The sequence below is a fragment of the Chitinophaga sp. CF118 genome (genome assembly GCF_900112615.1).
GTDB lineage: Bacteria > Bacteroidota > Bacteroidia > Chitinophagales > Chitinophagaceae > Chitinophaga.
On record NZ_FOMK01000004.1, the window covers coordinates 933,644 to 954,568 of the forward strand.

The following is a 20,925-nucleotide window of genomic DNA, read 5'->3' on the forward strand; positions in this document are numbered from 1 at the left end:
ACAATTATTTATAACCTTCATTCTGTCCGAATTCCTGACCGTTTGTTAATGCATCCAGTTCTACCTGTGGTACTGGTCTGAGCATATGAAATGATTGTATCTGTGTAACATCCAGGTTATACTGATGAATACGGTCTACCAGTTTACCGGTACGTTTTAGATCAAACCAGCGAAGATGCTCTCCTGCCAGTTCTCTTGCTCTTTCATCCAATATAAAATCAAGATTGATGTCTGCTGCAGTAATCTGCATATCTGCAGTATGATCAACGGGAGCTTTAATAGCGGCTCTTGTTCTCAGCACATTAATATTTACTGCTGCTGCATTGTTGTCTCCCTGCTGGAAGGCTGATTCAGCTGCTATCAGGTACATCTCTGCCAATCTTATCACGAAGATATCCAGGTAGCCCGGATAGGAATTTGCATTAACCCGTGTGATGGGATCCATGAATTTTTTCAATTGTACAAAATCATTAGCGCCGTAAATAGAGCCGTTTGCATGATAAGTACTATCGCGGTCTATTACGATATAAGGTAGCAATGCCTTATCCGGAATGCTTTTTTTAGTAACGTATAACATTGTATCACTGCCGGGAATCATCTTTTTCCCTATCAGGGAAGGATCTTTTTTATAACTGGCTACATCTGCTGCCGTCCATGTGTATGCTTTGTTACAAATCCATGCTTCCTGAAAGGAACTATTATATCGGGCATCCTTACTTTCATCATAAAAATCCAGCAAAGCCCGCGTAGGCATAAATCGCCGGTTGTTATCTTTTCCATATTCCAGACTTAACTGCATACCTGGTTTGGAACTATAAGTAGTAAGGAACCAAAGATGCAGACGATTGGCATTACCATCGTAATTCAATGCAACATTGGTAGAATTACTGATGATATACAAAGCTTCTTTATTCTGTTTATTATTCTGCGGTTTCCAGAGGTCTGCATAATTAGTCCAAAGGTCTACACCAAATTCTGCTTTCCTGTTAATGACTTCGTTTGCTGTTTCCTGTGCTTTTTTAAACCATGATTGCGCTTCTGCACCTGAATAATAGTAAGCACCTGATAAATACACCCGGGCAAGTAACCCTAATGCAGACTTCCTGGTAGCACGACTGTAATCAGTCCCTCTGCTGACAGGCAGATATTTCACTGCATATTCAAGATCGCTGGTAATTAGTTGATAAAAATCTTTTACAGGGCTCCTGGTGGCAGTGAGCGTTACGCCAACTGTTTCCTTTGTTAATAACATTACGCCACCATATGTTTCCACTACATGCCAGTAATAAAAGGCACGCAGAAAATGTAGTTCTCCTTCCCTGCCGTTGCGCTCTACCGTATCAGTAAACCCCGCACTACCTATCCTGCCGATCCCTGCATTACACAGGTTAATCGCTTTATACAGCAACTTCCACCCTGCTTTGTTAGGATTACTGGTAGAGGGTGTGAAGTTTTCATAACGCATCGTTTCAACCGCATAGTTATCCTTATTGGAATTGAACCACAGGTCTGTACCGGATTCTCCCATAAACAAACCATCTTCTTTTCCATACCAGGCACGCTGTTCGCTATACGCAGCATTTACCAGTGTAATAAAACCTTGTGGTGTAGTCCATACGGCACCGGCGGTAGCACCGGAAGGATTATATTCATCGAGGTTGCAGGCAACCAGGAAAATCATGATAAAGTATATCTTTTTCATAACGTATAGTATTTAGAAGTCCACATTTAATCCAAAAACAAATTGCTTATTCAGCGGTGTGGATTCCGCTCCACCTCTTTCAGGATCATAGTATTTCACCAGATGACTACGTGCCTTTGTAAAGATGTTAGATCCCGTAGCATACAGTCGTAAACGTTGGATGTTCAGGTGTTGTGCCAAGTGTGCCGGTAATGTATAACCCAGCGTAACATTCTTCAGCTTTACGTAAGATCCGTCTATAAAGTTGAGCGCCTGATAACCCGCGTAACTACTGATTTTACCTCCTCTCAAAGGACGGGGAAAATCATTGGTTGGATTTTCAGGCGTCCAGTAATTGATCATAGCAGGCCCACCACCTTCTCCTGACGGATTATATCTACCGAGAAATTCTGCATTCAGCATCTGTCCCCAACGGGCAAAAAGGAAAATTCCAAGATCGAAAGCGCGGTATGTAAAACTATTCTGCAAACCTACCGTCCAGCGGGGTACAGCAGCGCCAATGTACATCCTGTCATCACTCGCAGAAATTATGTGATCTCCGTTTTCGTCCTGTAGTTTAATATCTCCGGGCTTGAAAGGAGTACCTCCAAAGGAATATGTTGCTGCAGTTGCTGCGTCTTTAGTTTGCCAGATGCCTTCTTTCCTGTAGGTATAAAAAGATTTGATAGGGCGATCCAGTAATAATGAATTTGTTTCAGCATTAGTACCGATCACATTTGTATTATCAATCAGGGATGTGATCTTTTCCTTGTTGGTAGTAAAAGTAAGCGCTGTTGTCCATTTGAAATGATCCTCCTGAATGTTTACAGTATTCAGTGCTATTTCAATGCCTTTGTTATTAGTTGCCCCGATATTCTGGTATACTTTTACAATACCTGAGGATTGTGGCAATGTCCTGACCTGTAACAGATTTGTTGTCTTTGTGTTATAAGCATCAATAGTGGCATTTAACCGGCCATTAAAGAAGTCAAGATCAAGTCCCACATTGGTAGTGGCAGACAGTTCCCAACCCAGATCAGGATTACTGGCAAGATCGCTGAATATATATCCCGGTGCAGCCACATTCCCAAAAGACATAGGATATGCAGATATCCCTGTTTGCGTACCGTATTCAGCGATACCTGAGTTACCTGCTATACCATAACTGGCTCTTAGTTTCACTGCATCTATAATCCGCCATCCGGCAGCGATAGAAGGAAAAGCTGCATACTTATGACCGGGAGCCAATCTCGAAGCACCATCAATACGCTCGGACAAGGTTAGTAAATATTTGCCTTTATAGCTGTAGTTGACCCGCATTGCATAAGACATCGATTTAGAACCGATATAAGCAGACACAAGACCTCTGCTGGTAGCATCTGTAGCACCCAGGTTATAGAACAGTTGCGAAGCCAGTGCCTGATTATATCCCCCTGCGTATAACGTATCATAATCGCGGCGGGTATAGCTGCTCAGCAATGTTACCGTGAATGAATGATCTGATATCCGCCGGGAATAGGTCATGATATTATCCCAGTTATAAAAGCGGTTATTACTGCTTCCAATACCGGCTACTGAGGTGCCTGCATCTTTCTGCTGCAGAGATGTTCCTTCAAAAAAAGTCCCTCTCCTGGTGAAGGTGAGCGTAGTTCCGAAGTTAGAACGGAATGTCCATCCTTCTGCCAGTTTAACCTCCGCATAACCATTGAGAGAAGTAACAGTCCTGAGTGCCTCATCTTTGGATATCAGTTCTCCGCGGTCATCTGTCAAAGGGCTGATCGAAGTAGTGTTACCTGCTACAGGATAGAGGTTGACATTACCGGCTTTATCATAAGGAACACCGAGTGGCGTAGTGGTTAATGCAACGCTAAGCGGATCTTTTCTGTTGTTAACCTTCTGATAATTCAACTGACTCTGGATGCCAGCCTTGACCCTGTCATTTATTTTCTGATCAATGCTTAGTCGCACCGTATAGCGCGTCATATCATTGTTCTTTAACACCCCTTCCTCTTTAAAATAACCTGCTGAAAAGTAGGCTTTAGTTTTGTCCGTACCGCCACTTACAGATACGCTGTGTTGTTGCTCCGTACCATTGTGAGTGAGCAGATCTAACCAGTTTACCCATTGTCCTTCCTGGATCGCTTTATATTCGCCTTCATTGGCAAACAATGCAGCATCATCCGGCATGGGATCTCCGGGGGCTAATGAAGCACGGTATGCTTCTCTTCTTAGTTTAATATAATCTTCCCCTAATCTTGGTTTGGGATATTGTGTAAATCCATTGATCCCGTAGAAGCCACTGTAGGATACTTTCGTTTTCCCTTCTGTTCCTTTTTTAGTGGTAACTATCACCACCCCATTTGCGCCTTGTGAACCATAGATGGCAGTTGCCGAAGCATCTTTTAATACTTCAATAGATGCTATATCTCCGGGATTCAGATTGCTGATATTACCTCCCTGCATTCCATCTATGATATACAAAGGGGTGTTGCTGCCACTGATAGATCTTGTTCCCCTGATCTGCACATCAGTGCCTGCACCAGGATTACCTGCTGTGCGGGTAATATCCATACCCGGTACTCTTCCCTGTAATGCTTCCAGCGCATTATAAGTGGGTGCCTGCATGATCACATCGGGTTTTACACTAAAAACAGCACCTGTCAGATCTCGTTTCTTTATCACACCGTAACCAATTACAACAGTTTCATTAAGGTCGCGAACCTTCATAGTATCCGGTTTGTGGATAGTGTCTTGAGCATAGGCTGTTATACAGAACAGGGTTAATAAAATAGTTGTTCTTATAACCATAAAATTATTATTGTTTAATTATTTGCTGTAATGTTTTGCGTGTAGTTTTAAAAATGGTTCCATGTTTATGGCCAGCGGGTAAACTGACCTGTTGTGATATATCCGTAAATGCTCTAAAGTTTTTTGTTTTAATGGCACGGTATTTCTTCTCTCCATAGGCATCAAAATAAATCAGCCATTCATTGTTGATCTTTACAGCAGTGGGGCCTTCAGTCAAATGTCCGGTGAAAGGTGCGGAACAATCTATGTAAGGCCCTGTTGCTTTATTTGCAAACGCTACTTTCAGATCACGTTCCGGCCGGGTGTTATCTTTCAGAACGAGTGCATACTTACTTTTCTCTATTTTTACAATCACTGCGTCTATTACACTGAAACCGGGATCATAAAAAAGTGTTGCTTTAGAGAAAGTGATGAAGTTCTTCGTAGTAGTATAATACATCCGGTGATTATTATCTTCTGCTTCTACTCCACGGGGAAACCGTTGCGGAATAGTACTGGCCCAAATGATCAGGTACTGCTGTTCTTCATCATCATAAAAGATTTCAGGAGCCCATACGTTTACCGTAGTGGGTTCATGTTCCATTACATTAATAACACGCTGATCTGACCAGTGGATCAGATCTTTTGATTCTGCATATCCAAATCCTTCATTTCCTTTCCAGCTGATGGTCCATACCAGGTGATAAATATTATCCGGACCTTTTACAATGGAAGGATCGCGTAATACTTTCCCTGGTAAAGGTTGTAAGAAAGTGTTTTTCAGATCCGTCCACTTGTAACCATCATAACTGTATAACAGATGTAATCCATCAGTAGCAGGTTCCCTGAAAGAAGTGAACATATATACTTCCTTTGCCGGACGGCAGGAAAAAAGCAGTAGGATATATAACCAGTGTTTTTTCATGCCTCAGATCTTATCAATTACCAGTACCCAATCATTTCCATTCTGTTGCTCACCGGGAGGATCAAATACCATCACACCTTTATTGCTGTAAGTGCCTATTTCTTTACTGCTGCCATCCCGTGGGTTATACCAGCTGGCCTTTACGTTTTTTCCGGAAATGTGTCCCATATTCACAGAGATATTGCGACCAGTATATGTGTAGATAAAAGCATAATCTTTACCCCTGGTGGCCAGCAGCCGCTCATATTGTTTTCCCTCTCCTGCTGCTATCAGTGACTGATCTGGAATCCGGTCAAAATAAGAATGAGAGAGCATGAGTTTTTTCAGATATAACATCTGTGCCGCTCCGGGTGCTTGAATAGCATCTGACCAATATTCTTTTACACCATACACACCGCGGCCATCTTCCGGGCGATGCATCTGCATCACGGAATTATTGCCGTAAGTATAACCGAAAGCACCTGCAAAAACAGACCAATAACCATAGCGGCGAACATCGTCTGCTGTCCATCGTGGAGCCAGCGTATCGTGCAATCCGTGCGGGATACCTTCGTAAGAAGGTTCACCGTCAATTACCGGTTTAACAGGTATGCGACGATAATCTGCCATTACATATTTCCAGTTATCTTCACCATAAGATTTCTGTGTTGTGTCCTGCGCATACGTTTGATGGCCCGACTGGAACATGTTAAATGCCAGCCATGCATCTTTATGGAACCAGTCTGATGATTGCATACGACCCCGCGGGTGAAAAGTAATAAGGTGATGTTTATCTTCTTTGTATAAAGTACTACCTATTGCTTTCCATACTGCAATAGAATCACTTCCTTTTATATCACCACCGTTCAGCCAGATGATATTCGGTTTTCCCGCATATCTCTTTGCCAGGAAAGCGGCATATGTAACAGCATCCTTTTCACTCACCAATCCACTTTTTACATTGCCGCCCCATACAGGTACTAAGGCCATATATAAACCTCTGGCAGCTGCCATATCAATAACTGTATCTACATGATTCCAATAACCGGTTGATGATTGATGCGCCACATTCATGTTTATTAATGCACTGTCTCCATATACATCCTTTGCAGTCAGTGCAGGTAAGATCATTACCTGGATCACATTAAATCCTTTCTGCTGACGGTCTTTCAGATATTGATCTGCTTGTTTCGTAGTCAGCTTGGTAAATAACAGCCAGCCTGTGTCTCCCAGCCAAAAGAAGGGTTTACCGTCAGAGGTTTGCAGGTAATGGTTATTTTTAGATACACTTAATGCCTGCTGACTATGCGCATTGAGTGAAAAGAATATTATAAATGCAATGGCGATTATTTTGTTCAGCATATGGTTTAGTATTTGAGAGACCTGGTATTGATTACTATTAGAGAAACCTGTATAGATTGTTAATGATCATAAATACACTGCGTTTGCCTGTTTTATTTCTTAATTGGGCTTTAGTATAAGATTTAAGATTAGATCTTTATTATACTTCACCTAAGCATCACGGCACACAAGGTGTATTTATGATCATTAACAATCGAGCCTCATCGGCCTTTCTGTATGCGTTTATATCCGGCGCAGCCATAGTACTACAGGTCCGGTCACCGGGTTTTTAAAATTGTTATCTTTTACATGTTTATCTGTCTGCAATACATGCCCGTCTTTTACATCTATCCAGCAGGCGTTAAATGAGCCTTTAGGAAGATTCAGTTGAATAGTGGAAGATGTGCTGTAAACAATATACTCATCACGATCGTTACGCAATGCAAACTGTGTGGAATCAGGCAGATCAACTGGTAACATCGTTGCTGCAGCAGATAGAAATCCCGATGCACCGATCACAGGAATGTTAGCCAGTGAACCACCCGCCATAAATACAGGCCAGCCAAAAGCATCATATCCATCTGCTGAATACAACACTGCTTTACCCGGATATTTACTGCGGTATTCTCTTACTGCGTGATATACCTGCTCTGCACTGCTTTTCTTAGGTTTCAGCAGTCTTGCATGCTGGCGCGGAGCCAGGTGCTGACCGCCTTGCGGTGCATATGCGCTCCCATTCTGCTGATAATACCAGTAGCGGATATCGATGAGATCTATTGCTGCTAATCTTTTCTGATCTTCTAAAATAGCATCCTGCACATCTTTGGTAGTGCTTAATCCAATGATTGCCTGCTGGCCCGTTTCTCTTTTCCAGGCAGCCACTTCATCCGTCCAGAATTGTACGAAGTGAAGCGGACCTGTAAATTCCGCTCCCAGTAACTGAATCACACTGGAGGTGCCAGAAAAATTGTTCAGACATTGGCGGATATAAGCCTTGTGCAGATTACGCCTAACAGCATATGTGGTATCATAAAATTGCGCTGACATAAATATGCGTTTACCACCTGCATAAGGTGGTGGTTCAGGGAATCCCGTTGCATTGATGTTATTGGCAGGCCGCCAGGGGAAGTCTGCATAATGTGCCCCCGCTTCTATGATATTATGCTGAAAATATTGTTGGTGTATTAATACCAATCCCTTACTATCGGCCAGGGTGGCAAATCTTTTCAGGCGATCCCAGTACCAGTGATTGTATTTGGTAAGATCATACCTGCTCAGTCCATCCCAGGCAGTTCCTTGTCCGCTGCGGGCAAAGGGTTGCTCGTAGAAGGGTGGCCATACGTCTCCGTCTATACGCATTACCCGCTCATGATCATCACGACGACGATCATACCACAAACCATAGTTATGCTCAATAGTGGTTACATGTTTTCTCTGCATTCGTGCGGTTACACTATCCAGATCGTCTGTAAAACCGGTGCCTGTGCGTCCGGGTACAAAGCGGGTGATATGAGGTCCTGCTTCTTTTACATCATAAGGTTTTATACTTCCGCGCCACCAGGGCACATCCCTTCGCCCACCAGTTAATACCGCACCATCACGTATCAGCCAACCATTGCTGATATGCATGGGTGGCAATGGTCTATCTGCAGAAGGCTTCTTATATCCGATATTGTCAATCGTATTTACACCTGCGGCATTAACAGAAATTGGATTCCTTTGTGCTGATTGAAGAATCCAGTCATATAGTGTCAATGCTGGCTGCTCTGATTGTTTGATCAGCGCTTCCGTTTGTGCTACTGTAGGACTACTGGATGCTTCGGACGTTACAGGCAGTAATTGTGCCCTTGATTTCTCTCCGATCCTATCACTCAGTTGCGCGTAATACAAACTACGGGGCTGAATATACTCATTTGAACTATTCCAGTATCCATCGCCGGCAAATTGTGCCCAGGAGCCAAATGACCAGTTATCTGCTCCCGACGGGCGATAACAGTCTATCCTTGCTGCTACACATTGCCATAACATGCTGTTTGCTGCACTCCATCCTGCTCCCTGCCCATCCTGTCCACGGTTAGGAAAACCGAGTGCCTGTCCGTCTACCTGCACATTGTCAAGTAATAAACCCGATGCCCAGCTATCAATAGCACCGCTATAACTGAAAGGCATGTATGATTCACATTGTACAAAAGCGTTTGGACCAGCAGCACAAAAACCTGTTGCAAAATCATGATAACCATATTCTGCATAGTTGCGTTGAAAAAGAGTTTGCTGTCCGGCTGTAAAAAAAGTGTTTCTGCGTTGTCCTCCAATTTCGGAAACTGGTGCAAGAGAAATGCAATCTTCTACGGTGATGCGTCTGCCAGTTTCAAGTACGGCGACAGCAGATCCGGCAAAGTGTTCAAACACTACCTGCCGTACCCAGGCATCTGTTGTATTTTCAAAAGTGATCGCCATCCAGCGATGGTCTTCATCTTTTACATTTGTTGTATCATATGTTGAACGGCATCGCAGGTTTTCAACTCCTGATTGTGAAATGCATCCGGGCCAGTGATATACGCTGATGGTACCACCGCCATAAGTTGTGTCCAGGGCTGTTGTAAGCGGAGCATCCAGTGTGAGTATATCGCCCGCGATAGCGGTAATCTTTCTATCCCAGTGAATTTCCCTTTCGCCTGGCTTCCAGCCCAGTGAAGTAATACCTCCACCAAAATGTTCAGTTCCCAGTTGCAGGAGCCATGTTTTTGTGCAGGGTCTTGTTATTTGAACAAGATCGTTTGTTTTTATTCCCTGTGGATTACGAACTCTTATTTTACGTGCATTCACCGGTACATATGCATCTATGATCTGCACTACAGGAGATAATATTTTGTTATCCTGTCCGGCGATGGTGATCAGCGTTTCCCTACTGTGACCAGTAGCCAATAACAGCGTTTCCCGGCCGCTACCCCGGAGTACAACTCCTGAAGTTCTGATATGCAGGCTACCAGCAACTTCATATATACCTTTGTCCAGCAGTACAGCACCACCTACCGGTAATGAAGAAACGTAGTCAATGGCCGCCTGGATTCGTACTGTAGCATCGCCATTCATTACAGGTACACGCACACGTACCGGCACATCCGGAATGGGAACTTCTCCCGCCATATATCCGCAATAAGAAAAATCGGGAATGCGATTGCCCAATGAATCAGCTGTGTATATTAAACGACCATCCTGTCCTACCGAAACCGGCGGGACAGGAGCAGTCTTTTTCTGTGCATACATCATACGGGGGATGCAACAGACCAATAGTATAATGAATAAGTTATTTTTCATCCCTTCGTTTCTTCCATTCGGCTTCCGCCTTTTTCATATCAATACCGGCAGCAGACAAATAATTATTGATGCGACCTTTATATTTACCAAACCATGCATGTTTCTTTTCTGAAGTGCCTGCATCCATAGCATATTCACGCGCTTCTACCAGCCAGGACATAATCTGTCGCTGCTGCTGGGAAGTGAGCTGCGGCAGCATATCGAGATAAGCACTATAGGTAACCGGTAAGACACCATAGGTCATACCATCTTTTACTTTTGTTACCTGTTCAGTAGTTAACACTGAAGATAACTTAGATAGATAACGTACATGCAGTTGATGTAATGCTGCTGTATCTTTTTCAGTATCCTTAATATCTATATACTGTTGTGCAATAATATCACGTACTGTTGCTGACTGCTGTACATTTCTTATACCCAGTGCGGCCACTATTTTATCTGCACGTTCTGTTGCAACAACGGTATAGCTTTTCTTATCTCCTTTAATATCATTCAGGAAGTTTTCAATGTTTGTATACCCGTCTCCGTTACCAACCTTTATGGCATCTGAAGCATCTTTCGGATTCAGTTTATGACGAATTTCCCATTCGTCCGGCATACCATCTCCATCAGTATCCTTATAGGGTTTCCCTTTATACTCAGGATATCCGCCTACCTGTCTGATGTCATAAATTATCCCCTGTTTATAAGAGTCTGCTCCCAAACGACGGGTGATATATTCATGCCCCAGGGTGGAAGACATATTCTCCTTATAAAGGATCTTTCCTGTTCTTACCTGCTCAATTACGCGGGCATCTACCGGATCTCTTTCAGGTAAGGTAGCACCTGCATTATCCAATACGTACTGATAGGCGTCTTTAGTCGGCATGATTGTGAAGTGAGGCATTGGCATCGGCTTATCAGACTTCATATCTTCTTTATACTTGCCTGCATCCGACAGATCTTCCACCTGTACACCACCATCCCAGTTATCTCTTGTCACTTTATCATTTCCTTCCATGATATTCCCGCTTACATATGCCCTGCCGTATTGCTGGTATTTCAACTTGCTGCGGCCGGATTCAGGCTTCAGCAAACGATGACCAACAGGATCGTCAGTAGGAGTAATAGGACCTGGTTTAAAATAGTTATTGATGATATTGAACTGTGAGCGGTAATCACCTCCATCGACTGTACGATGCTTCCAGTTAAAAACTACGTTATTAACAAAATTGAATACGCTGAACCAGCCTACTGAAGGGTTACGTCCGGCATTACACGCCCAGAGGTTGCGGATAAAAGAGCAGTTTTCACCACCCAGTGTACTACCAAAAGCATGGTTATAGGTATCAAGAGCTTCTGAGGAAATACAGTTCTGAATAGTAATATTTATTGTTGGCAGTTTCTCTTCCTGGTATCCTTCACCCGGATTGTACATGTGCCGGTAGAGAGAAATATTTTCATCCAGTCCCCAGCTGGCAGAACAATGATCTATAATGATGTTACCTATGGGATTGCCGCCTAATGCATCGTCTCTGCGCCCTACATTGGTTTCTCCACGGCGGAACCGCAGATAACGGATCACTACATCATGAGTATCTATCCAGAAGCTTTCACCTGCAATACATACCCCATTACCAGGAGCTGTTTGTCCTGCAATGGTTACATACGGAGCCCGAAGCATGATAGGCGTTTTCAGATGAATAATACCCGCCACATTAAATACGATGGTACGTGCCCCACCAGACTCGCAGGCTTCACGTAAGGTACCCGGACCATTATCTTCCAGGCTGGTAATTACAAATACTTTACCCCCGCGTCCACCAAAAGTATAAGCGCCACCACCTTCTGCTCCCGGGAAAGCAAGTATATCTGCCTGTGGAAGATCTGTAGGACGGGCGGCAAACGGAACATACGGTTTACCATGTCTTGCTTCCTGCTGAACAATGGGTAGGGCCTTCTGCCATGCTTCGTCTGCATGTTTTTTGGCGCTGTCCAGCAGTTTGTCACTTACTTCCTGTACATCCTTAGGAATTTTTGGATATTGAGCCTGTGCTTGCTGCGCGATGAAACATGCAGCTAAAAAGAAATATACTTTCATCTCTATTAAATTACGAATTGATTATTCTGAATTAGCATTCTCTATTGAACAAATCATTAAATATTATTCCAGCGGATTGAACGTACCACTACCCCATCCGGAGGTCTGTTCCAGTGCAGGATTCCTGAGAATATTTGATGTAGGAATCGCATAGAAATAATATTCCGGTAAAAATTTAATTGGATTCTGTGTATCAAGTATATCCACTGTAGTGGTAAAGTAAGTAGTGTAATCTGCTCCGTTGATATCAATGCGATCACGCAACATAATACCAGCAGCATCTGGTTTTTCCAGATCTTTTACAGTAAATGGTGCTTTCACAGCTATCTTCAGAATGTGTCTACGGGTGCCATTCAGCTGATCAAATAATTTATTACGACGCAGATCATCATATCTTTTTCCTTCAAAAGCCAGTTCTATTCTACGTTCCAGCATGATAGCGCTAAACATTTCTGTTTGTGTCATGCCAGTCTTTAATCCATACAAGCCAGTTCCACCTGCTTCAATACCAGCTCTTTTCCGGATAGCAATCAGCAGGTCATAAGCTTCCTGTGTACGTCCTGTAGCATTTGCGCATTCTGCCAGGTTTAGCATTACTTCTGCTAATCGCAGTTCTATCCAGTCTGTTTTTCCTAGTTTAGTATTATCCTTAATGGTAGATGTATTGAGTCCTTTACGACAGTAGAAACCAGTTACCGAAGGTTTATTCTTATCGTCTGTAATACCAGTGTATAACCATTGTTTACGTCCCGTTTTATTACTCAGTGGCCAGATACAACCATTGTAAGCAATAGTAGCATCAAAACGGGGATCGCGACCCTTCCAATAATATACTGAATCATAACCGGAGGTTGCATCTGTGATTGCCGCTCCGTTTTTCATAGGAAAAGCTCTGACCAGATCCAGGGTAGGCTGATAGGAACCACCACCGCCATTGGATTCGGAGTTAGGACGGGCTGCATCTTCAAAAGTACTGGCCTTGTTTGCTCCGTCAAAAGATCTCAGCATAATCACTTCTTTATTTCCGGTGCCTTCATCCAGCCATACATTGGCAAAACTGGCAAACAATGCATAGCCATCAATGAGCAATGTATCATAAGCCGCTCTGTTGGCTTTATAGGCACGTTCCCAGCGCGCCGGATCATTAGTGGGATTAAACTGCGGACTGGCCCAGAACAGCAGCATACGGCCTTTTATACCTAATGCTGCACCTCTTGTAATACGACCACGATCTGCACTTCCCCAGCTAGCGGGCAATGAAGTAGCCATATCAAAGTCACGCGCAATAGAGTCTATACATTCAGATGTTTTATTGCGTTTTACCTGGAGGTTATCTGTTACCCAGTCTTGCGGATAACTAATATATGGCACACCGCCGTAAAGTTTTACCAGCTGAAAATAGACCCATCCTCTTAAAAAATAGGCCTGTGCTTTTATTTTAGTTTTCACATCCAGCGGTAATGCGCCCTGTTCTATTTCCGTAAGCAGAATATTAATTTTACGGATGTAAGCCCAGGCATTATTTGATGCATTACCACCGAAAAAGTCAGTCACATTATCTACTGATAGTTGTCCGTACCACACCTTTTGTTCGCCTCCGTTATAATCATCTGCCAGATCATGAATAGCAGTAGGCAATGCAGCGGAACCAGCCAGGTTAGGCCATGTGGGCATGGAAATATCATAGAGCCTGTTCAGGTAAAGCGTAGCAGTAGATTCAGCATCCCAGGTACGTTCATCTATTCCCGAGAGATCTGTTTTATCCAGGATTTTTGAGCAGGCACTAAGTCCTGCCAAAATTGAAATACATATCAATAACTTTCTCATAAACTCAGATTTAAACCGAACGTATAGGTACGGAGTGCAGGATAATCTATTGCCAGGTTGGTAGCCGGATCTTTGTAAGGTTGATTATTAATGATTGACCATAAGTTGGTGCCGGTAACGAAGAACCTAAGGTCAGGAATCTTCCATTTTGCTGACAGTTCCTGAGGCAATCCATAAGACAACATCATATTATTTACCCGCATAGTTGTACCACTGCGTACCCAGAAATCAGATACTTCTTTGATGAGTGGTGAATTGATGAGTGGATACTTTGCATTAGGATTTTCGGGCGACCATGAATCTTTCCAGATAGCCAGTGAGCGTTGATTCTCTGTTGCCGGTGTTCTGGCAGTTTTATCATACGCCTCATATCCACCTACCTGCAGACCAATATTGGCGCTCAGTTTAAAGGTTTTCCAGGAAGCTCCCAGAATAAAGCCTACCCCATAAACGCTTCCACTTCTTGGTGCAATACGGGTTTTATCATTTTCATCAATCTTACCATCTTTGTTAATATCCTCAAAGTTCATGTATCCGGGAATCAATGTCGCCCCGTCAATTGTGTAACCAGGATTCTTCAAAAGGAAGGCATCTACTTCCTTTTGTGTACGCAAAATGCCGGTAGACTTATACCCTTCCATACCATTATCTGTTCTGCGACCAATAGGATTTTTCCAGGCGGTATCTCCTGCTCCGTAGAATTTGCGGATCACCTTATTATCGCTGATGGCGAAGTTGATACCTGCAGAGAATTTAAGATCTTTCGTAATGGAACCATTATAGTTCAGCATGGCTTCCAGTCCCCAGGATTTTAACCTGCCATAATTCTGATCGGAGATACCACCACCAAAGGTAGTAGGCACGGTACTGGTGGGTTGCATCAGCATATCGTAATTATAACGATGGTACAGATCGATCGAAAAATTAAGACTGCGGTTCAGCGCGGTTCCATCAAATCCAAGATTCTTGTATAATGCGCGTTCCCAGGTGATAGAAGGATTTGGAATATCATTGTTGCTTAATCCGCTCGTGTATGTGCTACCAAACAGCATACCGGTGGTTTGTGTATAGCGTTCTTTATATTGGTAGTTTTTAACGGCATCATTACCGGTTAATCCTACCTGGAAACGTATTTTAAAATCATTTATAAACTTCACATGTTCTTTGAAGAAATTCTCTTCAGACAATTTCCAACCCACTGCTACAGATGGGAAATATCCCCACTGCGATGTTTTGGGGAAGTTTGGGGAAGCATCTGCACGGAAAGTAGCTTCGAGCAGGAATTTATCCATGAAAGCATAGTTAAGTCTTCCCAGGTAACTCATTCTTCCACCCTCAGCTGCTGAGCCGGAGTTATCGTAAAAGGATTTGTCCTGGCTGAATGCAAACAGCTGATCGATACCAGGGATTACCACTTGTTCACGACGGGTATCAAAATTATCACTCTGTGTTTCGCTCTGTTCAGCTACAAGTATCAGGTTAACATCATGTTTGCCGAATTTCCGTCCGTAGTTCACAGACTCATTCAACTGATAGTTGGAAGTACCGCCATATGATTCCGTCATCAGGTTACCGTTCTTAATCAGAATACTTGGATTGGCGGTAGTCAGCTGATTGGTGAAAATCACATTCTGTGTACCAGTATGTGTGCCTTCCTTCACAAAGTTGTAGAGCGAGTAAGGCAAATAATATTCCTTCCCAAAGTTGTTACGGGCATTACGGGCATACTGTACGCGGAATGTTAATCCTTCTATAGCAGGCACCTTATAATCCAGACTCGCATTGATGGTTTGTCCCTGAGATTTCAGTTTGCTGTAACTACCTGTTTTCACCAGCTCTCCGGGGTGCCAGCCTGGCACGGAAGAGTATACCGGTCTACCATCAATGTACATAGGTACCCATCCGGGAGTAAGCAATAGTGCACTCACTGTAGCACTCATCTGATCTGACTGTTCTGTTAATCCTGATTGTACAGTTTTAGGTGTAGGTCTGTTGGTTAATGCATTATCGGTAGAGAAGGAAATGGTTGTTGTAAGATTATCGGTGATCTTTGCATTGATACCCATACGTAACCCGTATTTTGTTACATTCAGATCACCCACATTACCGTTTTCCTTGTAATAGTTTCCACCGGCAAAAAAGGTGAGTCGCTCTGTTCCCCCGCTCACACTGAGGGTATGACGACTTAGATGAGAGCTTTTCCATACATCATCTATCCAGTTGTTATTATGTGTTTTAAGATATGTTAGCTCATCTGGTGTATAATATTTGTTTGCATCAACATCTTTAAGGCTGGTGTATTTATTATTCAACAATACTGCATGGTCATAGCCTGTCAGCATTTCCGGAATGTAGGTAGCAGAAGAGATCCCATATGAGCCAGCATAACTGATGCGTGGTTTTCCGGGACGTCCCATTTTTGTTTTTACCAGAATAACGCCATTTGCACCTCTTGCACCATAGATAGAAGCGGCGGCATCTTTCAGGAAGGTGACACTTTCAATAAGTGTAGCATCCAGGTTATCGAAATCCTGTTTGGTAAGCTGGAAGCCGTCAATTACAAAAAGTGGATCTGTAGAGGAGCCGGTAGCTGCCCAGGTAACAGGGTTTCTTATAGTGAGTGAAGTAGTAGCTCCCGGCCGGCCCGATGCCTGAGAAACAGATACACCAGGTACTTTATTCTGCAGTGCAGTGGCCAGGTTGGCCACTGGCAGATCTTCAATCTCGGATGCATTCACAGCGCTAACAGCACCTAATACATTCGCTCTTTTCTGAACACCATATCCTATGATTACAGTTTCATTAAGTGATTTCACATCTTTTTCCAGATATACAACATCTATGGCTGTACGACCATTTACAGGAATTTCCTTTGTTACATATCCCATTTGGGAAAAAATGATTGTAGAGTTTTCATGTACTTTCAAAGAATAGCTACCGTCTGCCAAAGTAGTGGTCCCTTTGTTACCTACTTTCACTCTTACGGTAACACCCGGTATACCGGTACGATCCTCCCTTGACAATACTTTCCCCTTGATTATAATTTCTTTAGCCTGCGTTATAGAGTCGGCAGTAAGCGTTGGTTTTACATACGCGGTTAGTTGTCTCGCAACAGCCGTCGTATTAACAAACAACATCCCTATCAGGAGTTGTGTCCCCGAAAATAAATTCTTAATCATTACCTGAATGATTTAATGCATACAAAATAGAGGGATATATAACATGGGTTTTTGATTCATGCTAATAACCTGCGGAAAAAATCTTATGACCTGAACTTTAAGATAATGGTTGGAAGATCATTAGTTAGCACATGGTTGAATACATACTTTTTCATACTGGAATTTTGAGCAATTTTTCAATTAACGATAACAAAAATACTTGTATAATAACATGCCAATCTACAGCTGATATACCTTGCAACAGTGGAATTGTTTAATCTTAGTTGTGTCGATATGACACTAAAATATTTTTCAATCTACAGAATAATTCAGACCCGGGAATAATTATTTACGCAATCGTTGCCGGAAAATTTAAAAGAGTTTGTTTCTGAAATACCAAGCGAAGCCTGGTGTTGCAGAAACAAACTCTTAATTGAAATGCACTAGAAAAGTTTAAGATGGATATAATTAGTCTTCTTTCAGATTGGTAACACCGGCAGGAAACGTTAATAACAAAAACAGGACAATGAGAATTACCCATTGTCCTGTTTTTTTGTTCAGATTTGTTGTAATATTCAGAAAAGCCAGGATTACTATTCCCGTTTTTTATAAAAAGCCTGCTTAAGATGGATCCCGGATTTCGGCGTTACCACTAATGGTATTTTTTCTACTAATGTCTGGCTGCTATCCAATCCGAATGCCTTACTATCAGAAGTTGCCAGTTTATTGATTGCAAAGTAGCTATTGAGGATAAATCCTTCCCCAACTGAGAATTCATTATCATATGACAGCATATTCTCAAAAATAACAAACTTATAATTCCCCAGGTTTTCAACTGCAAGGGCAGGGAAACGGCTTAGTATATCCAGCTCCTTATTCTGGATCATATCTTTCACCACATTACGGAACATCAATCCGATTCTTGGTTGTACCCGGAAGCCTAACATAAAATCCACCCGGATCACATTTCCATCATTCATTTCTTCTACTCCGTATTCCATTGTATATGGTTCATCGGTACGTTCAATATGAATGAGCCAATAAATATCTGCCCGTTTAGGACTGTGCTGAAATATAGAGGTCAGTATTCTTTTTTCAATCTGATGGGGAAGATCAGCTTTCGTAAGGTAAATCAGGTGTGAAGTTGTTTTAGGCACACTCCTGTCATTACTCAATGTTTTTATTTCCTGTAAGTGTTTATCCAGATTAATGAAGCTCAGAAAACGGTTAGTGATCTTACGGGCATTAAACCAGATGTACATAGTAGAGATCAGTCCTACTTCAAAAACCAGGAAGAAAAGGCGTTTTACAATCTTTACAGCATTGGCTACAAAGAAAGAAGATTCCACAGCAATGAATAATACCATGATCAATGAAACCACCCACAATGGATAATGTTTTACATAACGAAGGAAGTAAAACATAAGTACTGTGGTCATCAACATGGCAATAGTAATTGAAAAACCATAAGCTGCCGTCATTGATTCACTGGTGCGAAAGTATAATACCACCAGGAAACAACCTGCACAAAGAATCCAGTTGATACTTGGAATATAGATCTGACCACGGATATTAGTAGGGAATTTCACTGTAACCTTAGGCCAGAAATTTAAACTAATCGCCTCACTGATCAGGGTAAAAGAACCACTTATCAACGCCTGGCTGGCAATAATAGAAGCACATGTAGCGATAAAGATAGAAGGCAGCAGAAACCAATGCGGTACAATCGCGAAAAATGGATTGGCTCCTCCGAGGCTGCTTTTATTTTGCAACAGAGTCCAGGCACCCTGCCCGAGGTAATTGAGAATGAGTGTAATTTTTACAAAGATCCAGCTTATTTGTATATTTTTCTTTCCACAATGTCCAAGGTCTGAATATAATGCTTCTGCCCCGGTAGTACACAGGAACACGGCCCCCAATAACCAGAATCCCTTAGGATGTTCTATAAGCAGAGCAAGACCATATTTAGGATTGAGTGCATGGAAAATATAAGGATAATGAATGATCTGGCTGATACCCAAAACACCCAGCATCAGGAACCAGAGGAACATGATTGGTCCAAATGCACCACCAACAACTTTAGTCCCAAAACGCTGGAAAATAAAGAGTAACAAAATAATTACAAGTACAATTTCCACTACCAGGCTATTACCGGGGACGATCACATTGTTCAGTCCTTTTACCATATTCAGCCCTTCAATTGCAGAGGTGACTGTAATCGGTGGCGTAATGATTCCATCAGCAAGCAGAGTACCAGCACCAATAATTGCAGGGAATACAAGCTTTGGTCCAAACCGCCGCACCAGGGCGTATAAAGAGAATACACCTCCTTCCCCTTTGTTATCTGCGTTAAGGGTAATAATTACATATTTAAATGTTGTTTGCAGCGTAAGTGTCCAGAAGATACAGGAAATAGCGCCGAATACCAGCTGTTCATCAATAACACCACCTTCATTCATGATGGTTTGAAATGTGTATAGTGGAGAGGTTCCAATATCACCATAGATAATTCCAAGTGCTATTAACAGTCCAGCGGTAGTGATCTTTTTAAAATGATGATGATGAGCATCCATATTTTAAGTTGTAAGTAAGGGAAGCAGCCGGCTTAAAAAATTTATAGCCCACGCATAATCGGCAACAAAACTATGATATTAAAGCCCCATGGAGTTAATGCCAGAGCACATTTTAAGGACATTTTAATTACGGATATCCGCCCCAATCCCAGAAAGCATACGATTTTGCTTCCTGGGGAAGGAGCGGAAAAACCAGGCCACTATGCCTGTCCCACCATACCATACCTGGATGTATCCTGCAGGCTCCAGTCAATATTTCCTCTTACAATCATCGCCAGGCAAAAAGCATATTTATATACTTCTTCGTCTATCTCATCATTAAATGAGGGCAATGAATGGAAGATCCTTTCAAACTGGATCATCTCCTGGTTATGCAGTCGTACTGTTTCATTGATAGCATTTTCAATGTTCAGGTTTTTTTCTTCCTGCATTACCAGTACCAGGTTATGCATGTCGCCATGTTCCATTTCTTTATTCAAAGAATACAGATCATTTGCCCAGCAACCCAGGTGGCCGCAAAGCATAGTGAGGTTTATTATTTTTTTATGACTGATGATATTGGCCGGCAGGTGTACCTGCTCCGTGAGTTCAATGAGCGTAGCCGCAATATGAGCCCCGCCAATGAGGGGACGGCTTTCGATATAATCTGCAATGGACGGTATTTTTGCAGCATTTACATTTTTGTTCTGCCAGTCGACTGCGCTGAATAATTTCAGCATATCCTGTACAAATTTCTCCTGGTATTGAATAGAAGTGCAATCCTTCATTCGTTTCCATACATCGGTTAGTGCTGCCAGGATATTACCACCTGACTCCAATGTATAACTGCGGTCGTTTTTTAATATTTCGAGGCAGGAATACAGGAGTTTTTTCAGGGTTTCCGGGTTCTGGGTTTCTTCGTTTTTATTATCAAAAACATCGTCCAGCAAAAATAATAATACGAGCAGGTCATTGGCAAGACAGAGCCTTGAATATTCTGCGGTTGGATAAAACCGCGAAGTCATATAGGCAAATCTTGATTCTGTGTAACCTTTGATATCATCGCGGATACGGAACTCTTCCACCCATTTGGAAGTATGTGATTCGACCGCGCCTGCGTACGGGCTGATCTGGGAGTTGAAAGGACAATACAATTCTGGAATGCTAATAGATGAGTAATACATGACAAATGATTTAGAAGGTTAAAAAAGTCTTTATCATTTGAAATATAGAAAAAATGCATCCAAAGAAAGGGAGGGGTATTACAACATGGTAGG

General features: G+C 42.5%; 10 protein-coding genes. All 10 read right to left on the reverse strand.

Going from position 1 to position 20,925, the window contains the following annotated elements:
- Positions 1-4: 4 nt before the first annotated feature.
- Positions 5-1,702: a RagB/SusD family nutrient uptake outer membrane protein gene (locus tag BM176_RS19975; protein WP_218162240.1), complete on the reverse strand. Its 1,698-nt coding sequence runs from the start codon at positions 1,700-1,702 to the stop codon at positions 5-7.
- A 12-nt stretch (positions 1,703-1,714) separates the two neighbouring features.
- Complete coding sequence (locus tag BM176_RS19980; RefSeq protein ID WP_177230463.1) at positions 1,715-4,408, reverse strand: SusC/RagA family TonB-linked outer membrane protein; 2,694 nt, start codon at positions 4,406-4,408, stop codon at positions 1,715-1,717.
- A gap of 88 nt (positions 4,409-4,496) precedes the next feature.
- On the reverse strand, positions 4,497-5,393 hold the full coding sequence (locus tag BM176_RS19985; RefSeq protein ID WP_090106058.1) for a glycoside hydrolase family 43 protein: 897 nt from the start codon (positions 5,391-5,393) through the stop codon (positions 4,497-4,499).
- Between the two features lie 3 nt (positions 5,394-5,396).
- Positions 5,397-6,734: a glycoside hydrolase family 140 protein gene (locus tag BM176_RS19990; protein WP_090106059.1), complete on the reverse strand. Its 1,338-nt coding sequence runs from the start codon at positions 6,732-6,734 to the stop codon at positions 5,397-5,399.
- A 222-nt stretch (positions 6,735-6,956) separates the two neighbouring features.
- The gene (locus BM176_RS19995) at positions 6,957-10,031 is read right to left on the reverse strand and encodes a DUF6298 domain-containing protein (protein ID WP_143097863.1); all 3,075 of its coding nucleotides are present in this window, start codon (positions 10,029-10,031) and stop codon (positions 6,957-6,959) included.
- Positions 10,021-12,111, reverse strand: a complete 2,091-nt coding sequence (locus BM176_RS20000; RefSeq protein ID WP_090106061.1) for a DUF3826 domain-containing protein — start codon at positions 12,109-12,111, stop codon at positions 10,021-10,023. The genes BM176_RS19995 and BM176_RS20000 overlap by 11 nt, the downstream gene beginning before the upstream one ends.
- 63 nt (positions 12,112-12,174) lie before the next feature.
- On the reverse strand, positions 12,175-13,938 hold the full coding sequence (locus tag BM176_RS20005; RefSeq protein ID WP_090106062.1) for a RagB/SusD family nutrient uptake outer membrane protein: 1,764 nt from the start codon (positions 13,936-13,938) through the stop codon (positions 12,175-12,177).
- On the reverse strand, positions 13,935-17,117 hold the full coding sequence (locus BM176_RS20010) for a SusC/RagA family TonB-linked outer membrane protein (protein WP_090106063.1): 3,183 nt from the start codon (positions 17,115-17,117) through the stop codon (positions 13,935-13,937). The genes BM176_RS20005 and BM176_RS20010 overlap by 4 nt, the downstream gene beginning before the upstream one ends.
- Before the next feature lie 572 nt (positions 17,118-17,689).
- Positions 17,690-19,669: a KUP/HAK/KT family potassium transporter gene (locus BM176_RS20015; protein ID WP_090106064.1), complete on the reverse strand. Its 1,980-nt coding sequence runs from the start codon at positions 19,667-19,669 to the stop codon at positions 17,690-17,692.
- Between the two features lie 200 nt (positions 19,670-19,869).
- Complete coding sequence (locus tag BM176_RS20020; protein ID WP_090106065.1) at positions 19,870-20,832, reverse strand: terpene synthase family protein; 963 nt, start codon at positions 20,830-20,832, stop codon at positions 19,870-19,872.
- Between the last annotated feature and the right edge of the window lie 93 nt (positions 20,833-20,925).

Excerpts from the sequence above, each read along its gene's own strand:
- BM176_RS19975 (WP_218162240.1), bottom strand. The coding sequence starts at position 1,702 with ATGAAAAAGATATACTTTATCATGATTTTCCTGGTTGCCTGCAACCTC.
- BM176_RS19980 (WP_177230463.1), bottom strand. The coding sequence starts at position 4,408 with ATGAAGGTTCGCGACCTTAATGAAACTGTTGTAATTGGTTACGGTGTG.
- BM176_RS19985 (WP_090106058.1), bottom strand. The coding sequence starts at position 5,393 with ATGAAAAAACACTGGTTATATATCCTACTGCTTTTTTCCTGCCGTCCG.
- BM176_RS19990 (WP_090106059.1), bottom strand. The coding sequence starts at position 6,734 with ATGCTGAACAAAATAATCGCCATTGCATTTATAATATTCTTTTCACTC.
- BM176_RS19995 (WP_143097863.1), bottom strand. The coding sequence starts at position 10,031 with ATGAAAAATAACTTATTCATTATACTATTGGTCTGTTGCATCCCCCGT.
- BM176_RS20000 (WP_090106061.1), bottom strand. The coding sequence starts at position 12,111 with ATGAAAGTATATTTCTTTTTAGCTGCATGTTTCATCGCGCAGCAAGCA.
- BM176_RS20005 (WP_090106062.1), bottom strand. The coding sequence starts at position 13,938 with ATGAGAAAGTTATTGATATGTATTTCAATTTTGGCAGGACTTAGTGCC.
- BM176_RS20010 (WP_090106063.1), bottom strand. The coding sequence starts at position 17,117 with ATGATTAAGAATTTATTTTCGGGGACACAACTCCTGATAGGGATGTTG.
- BM176_RS20015 (WP_090106064.1), bottom strand. The coding sequence starts at position 19,669 with ATGGATGCTCATCATCATCATTTTAAAAAGATCACTACCGCTGGACTG.
- BM176_RS20020 (WP_090106065.1), bottom strand. The coding sequence starts at position 20,832 with ATGTATTACTCATCTATTAGCATTCCAGAATTGTATTGTCCTTTCAAC.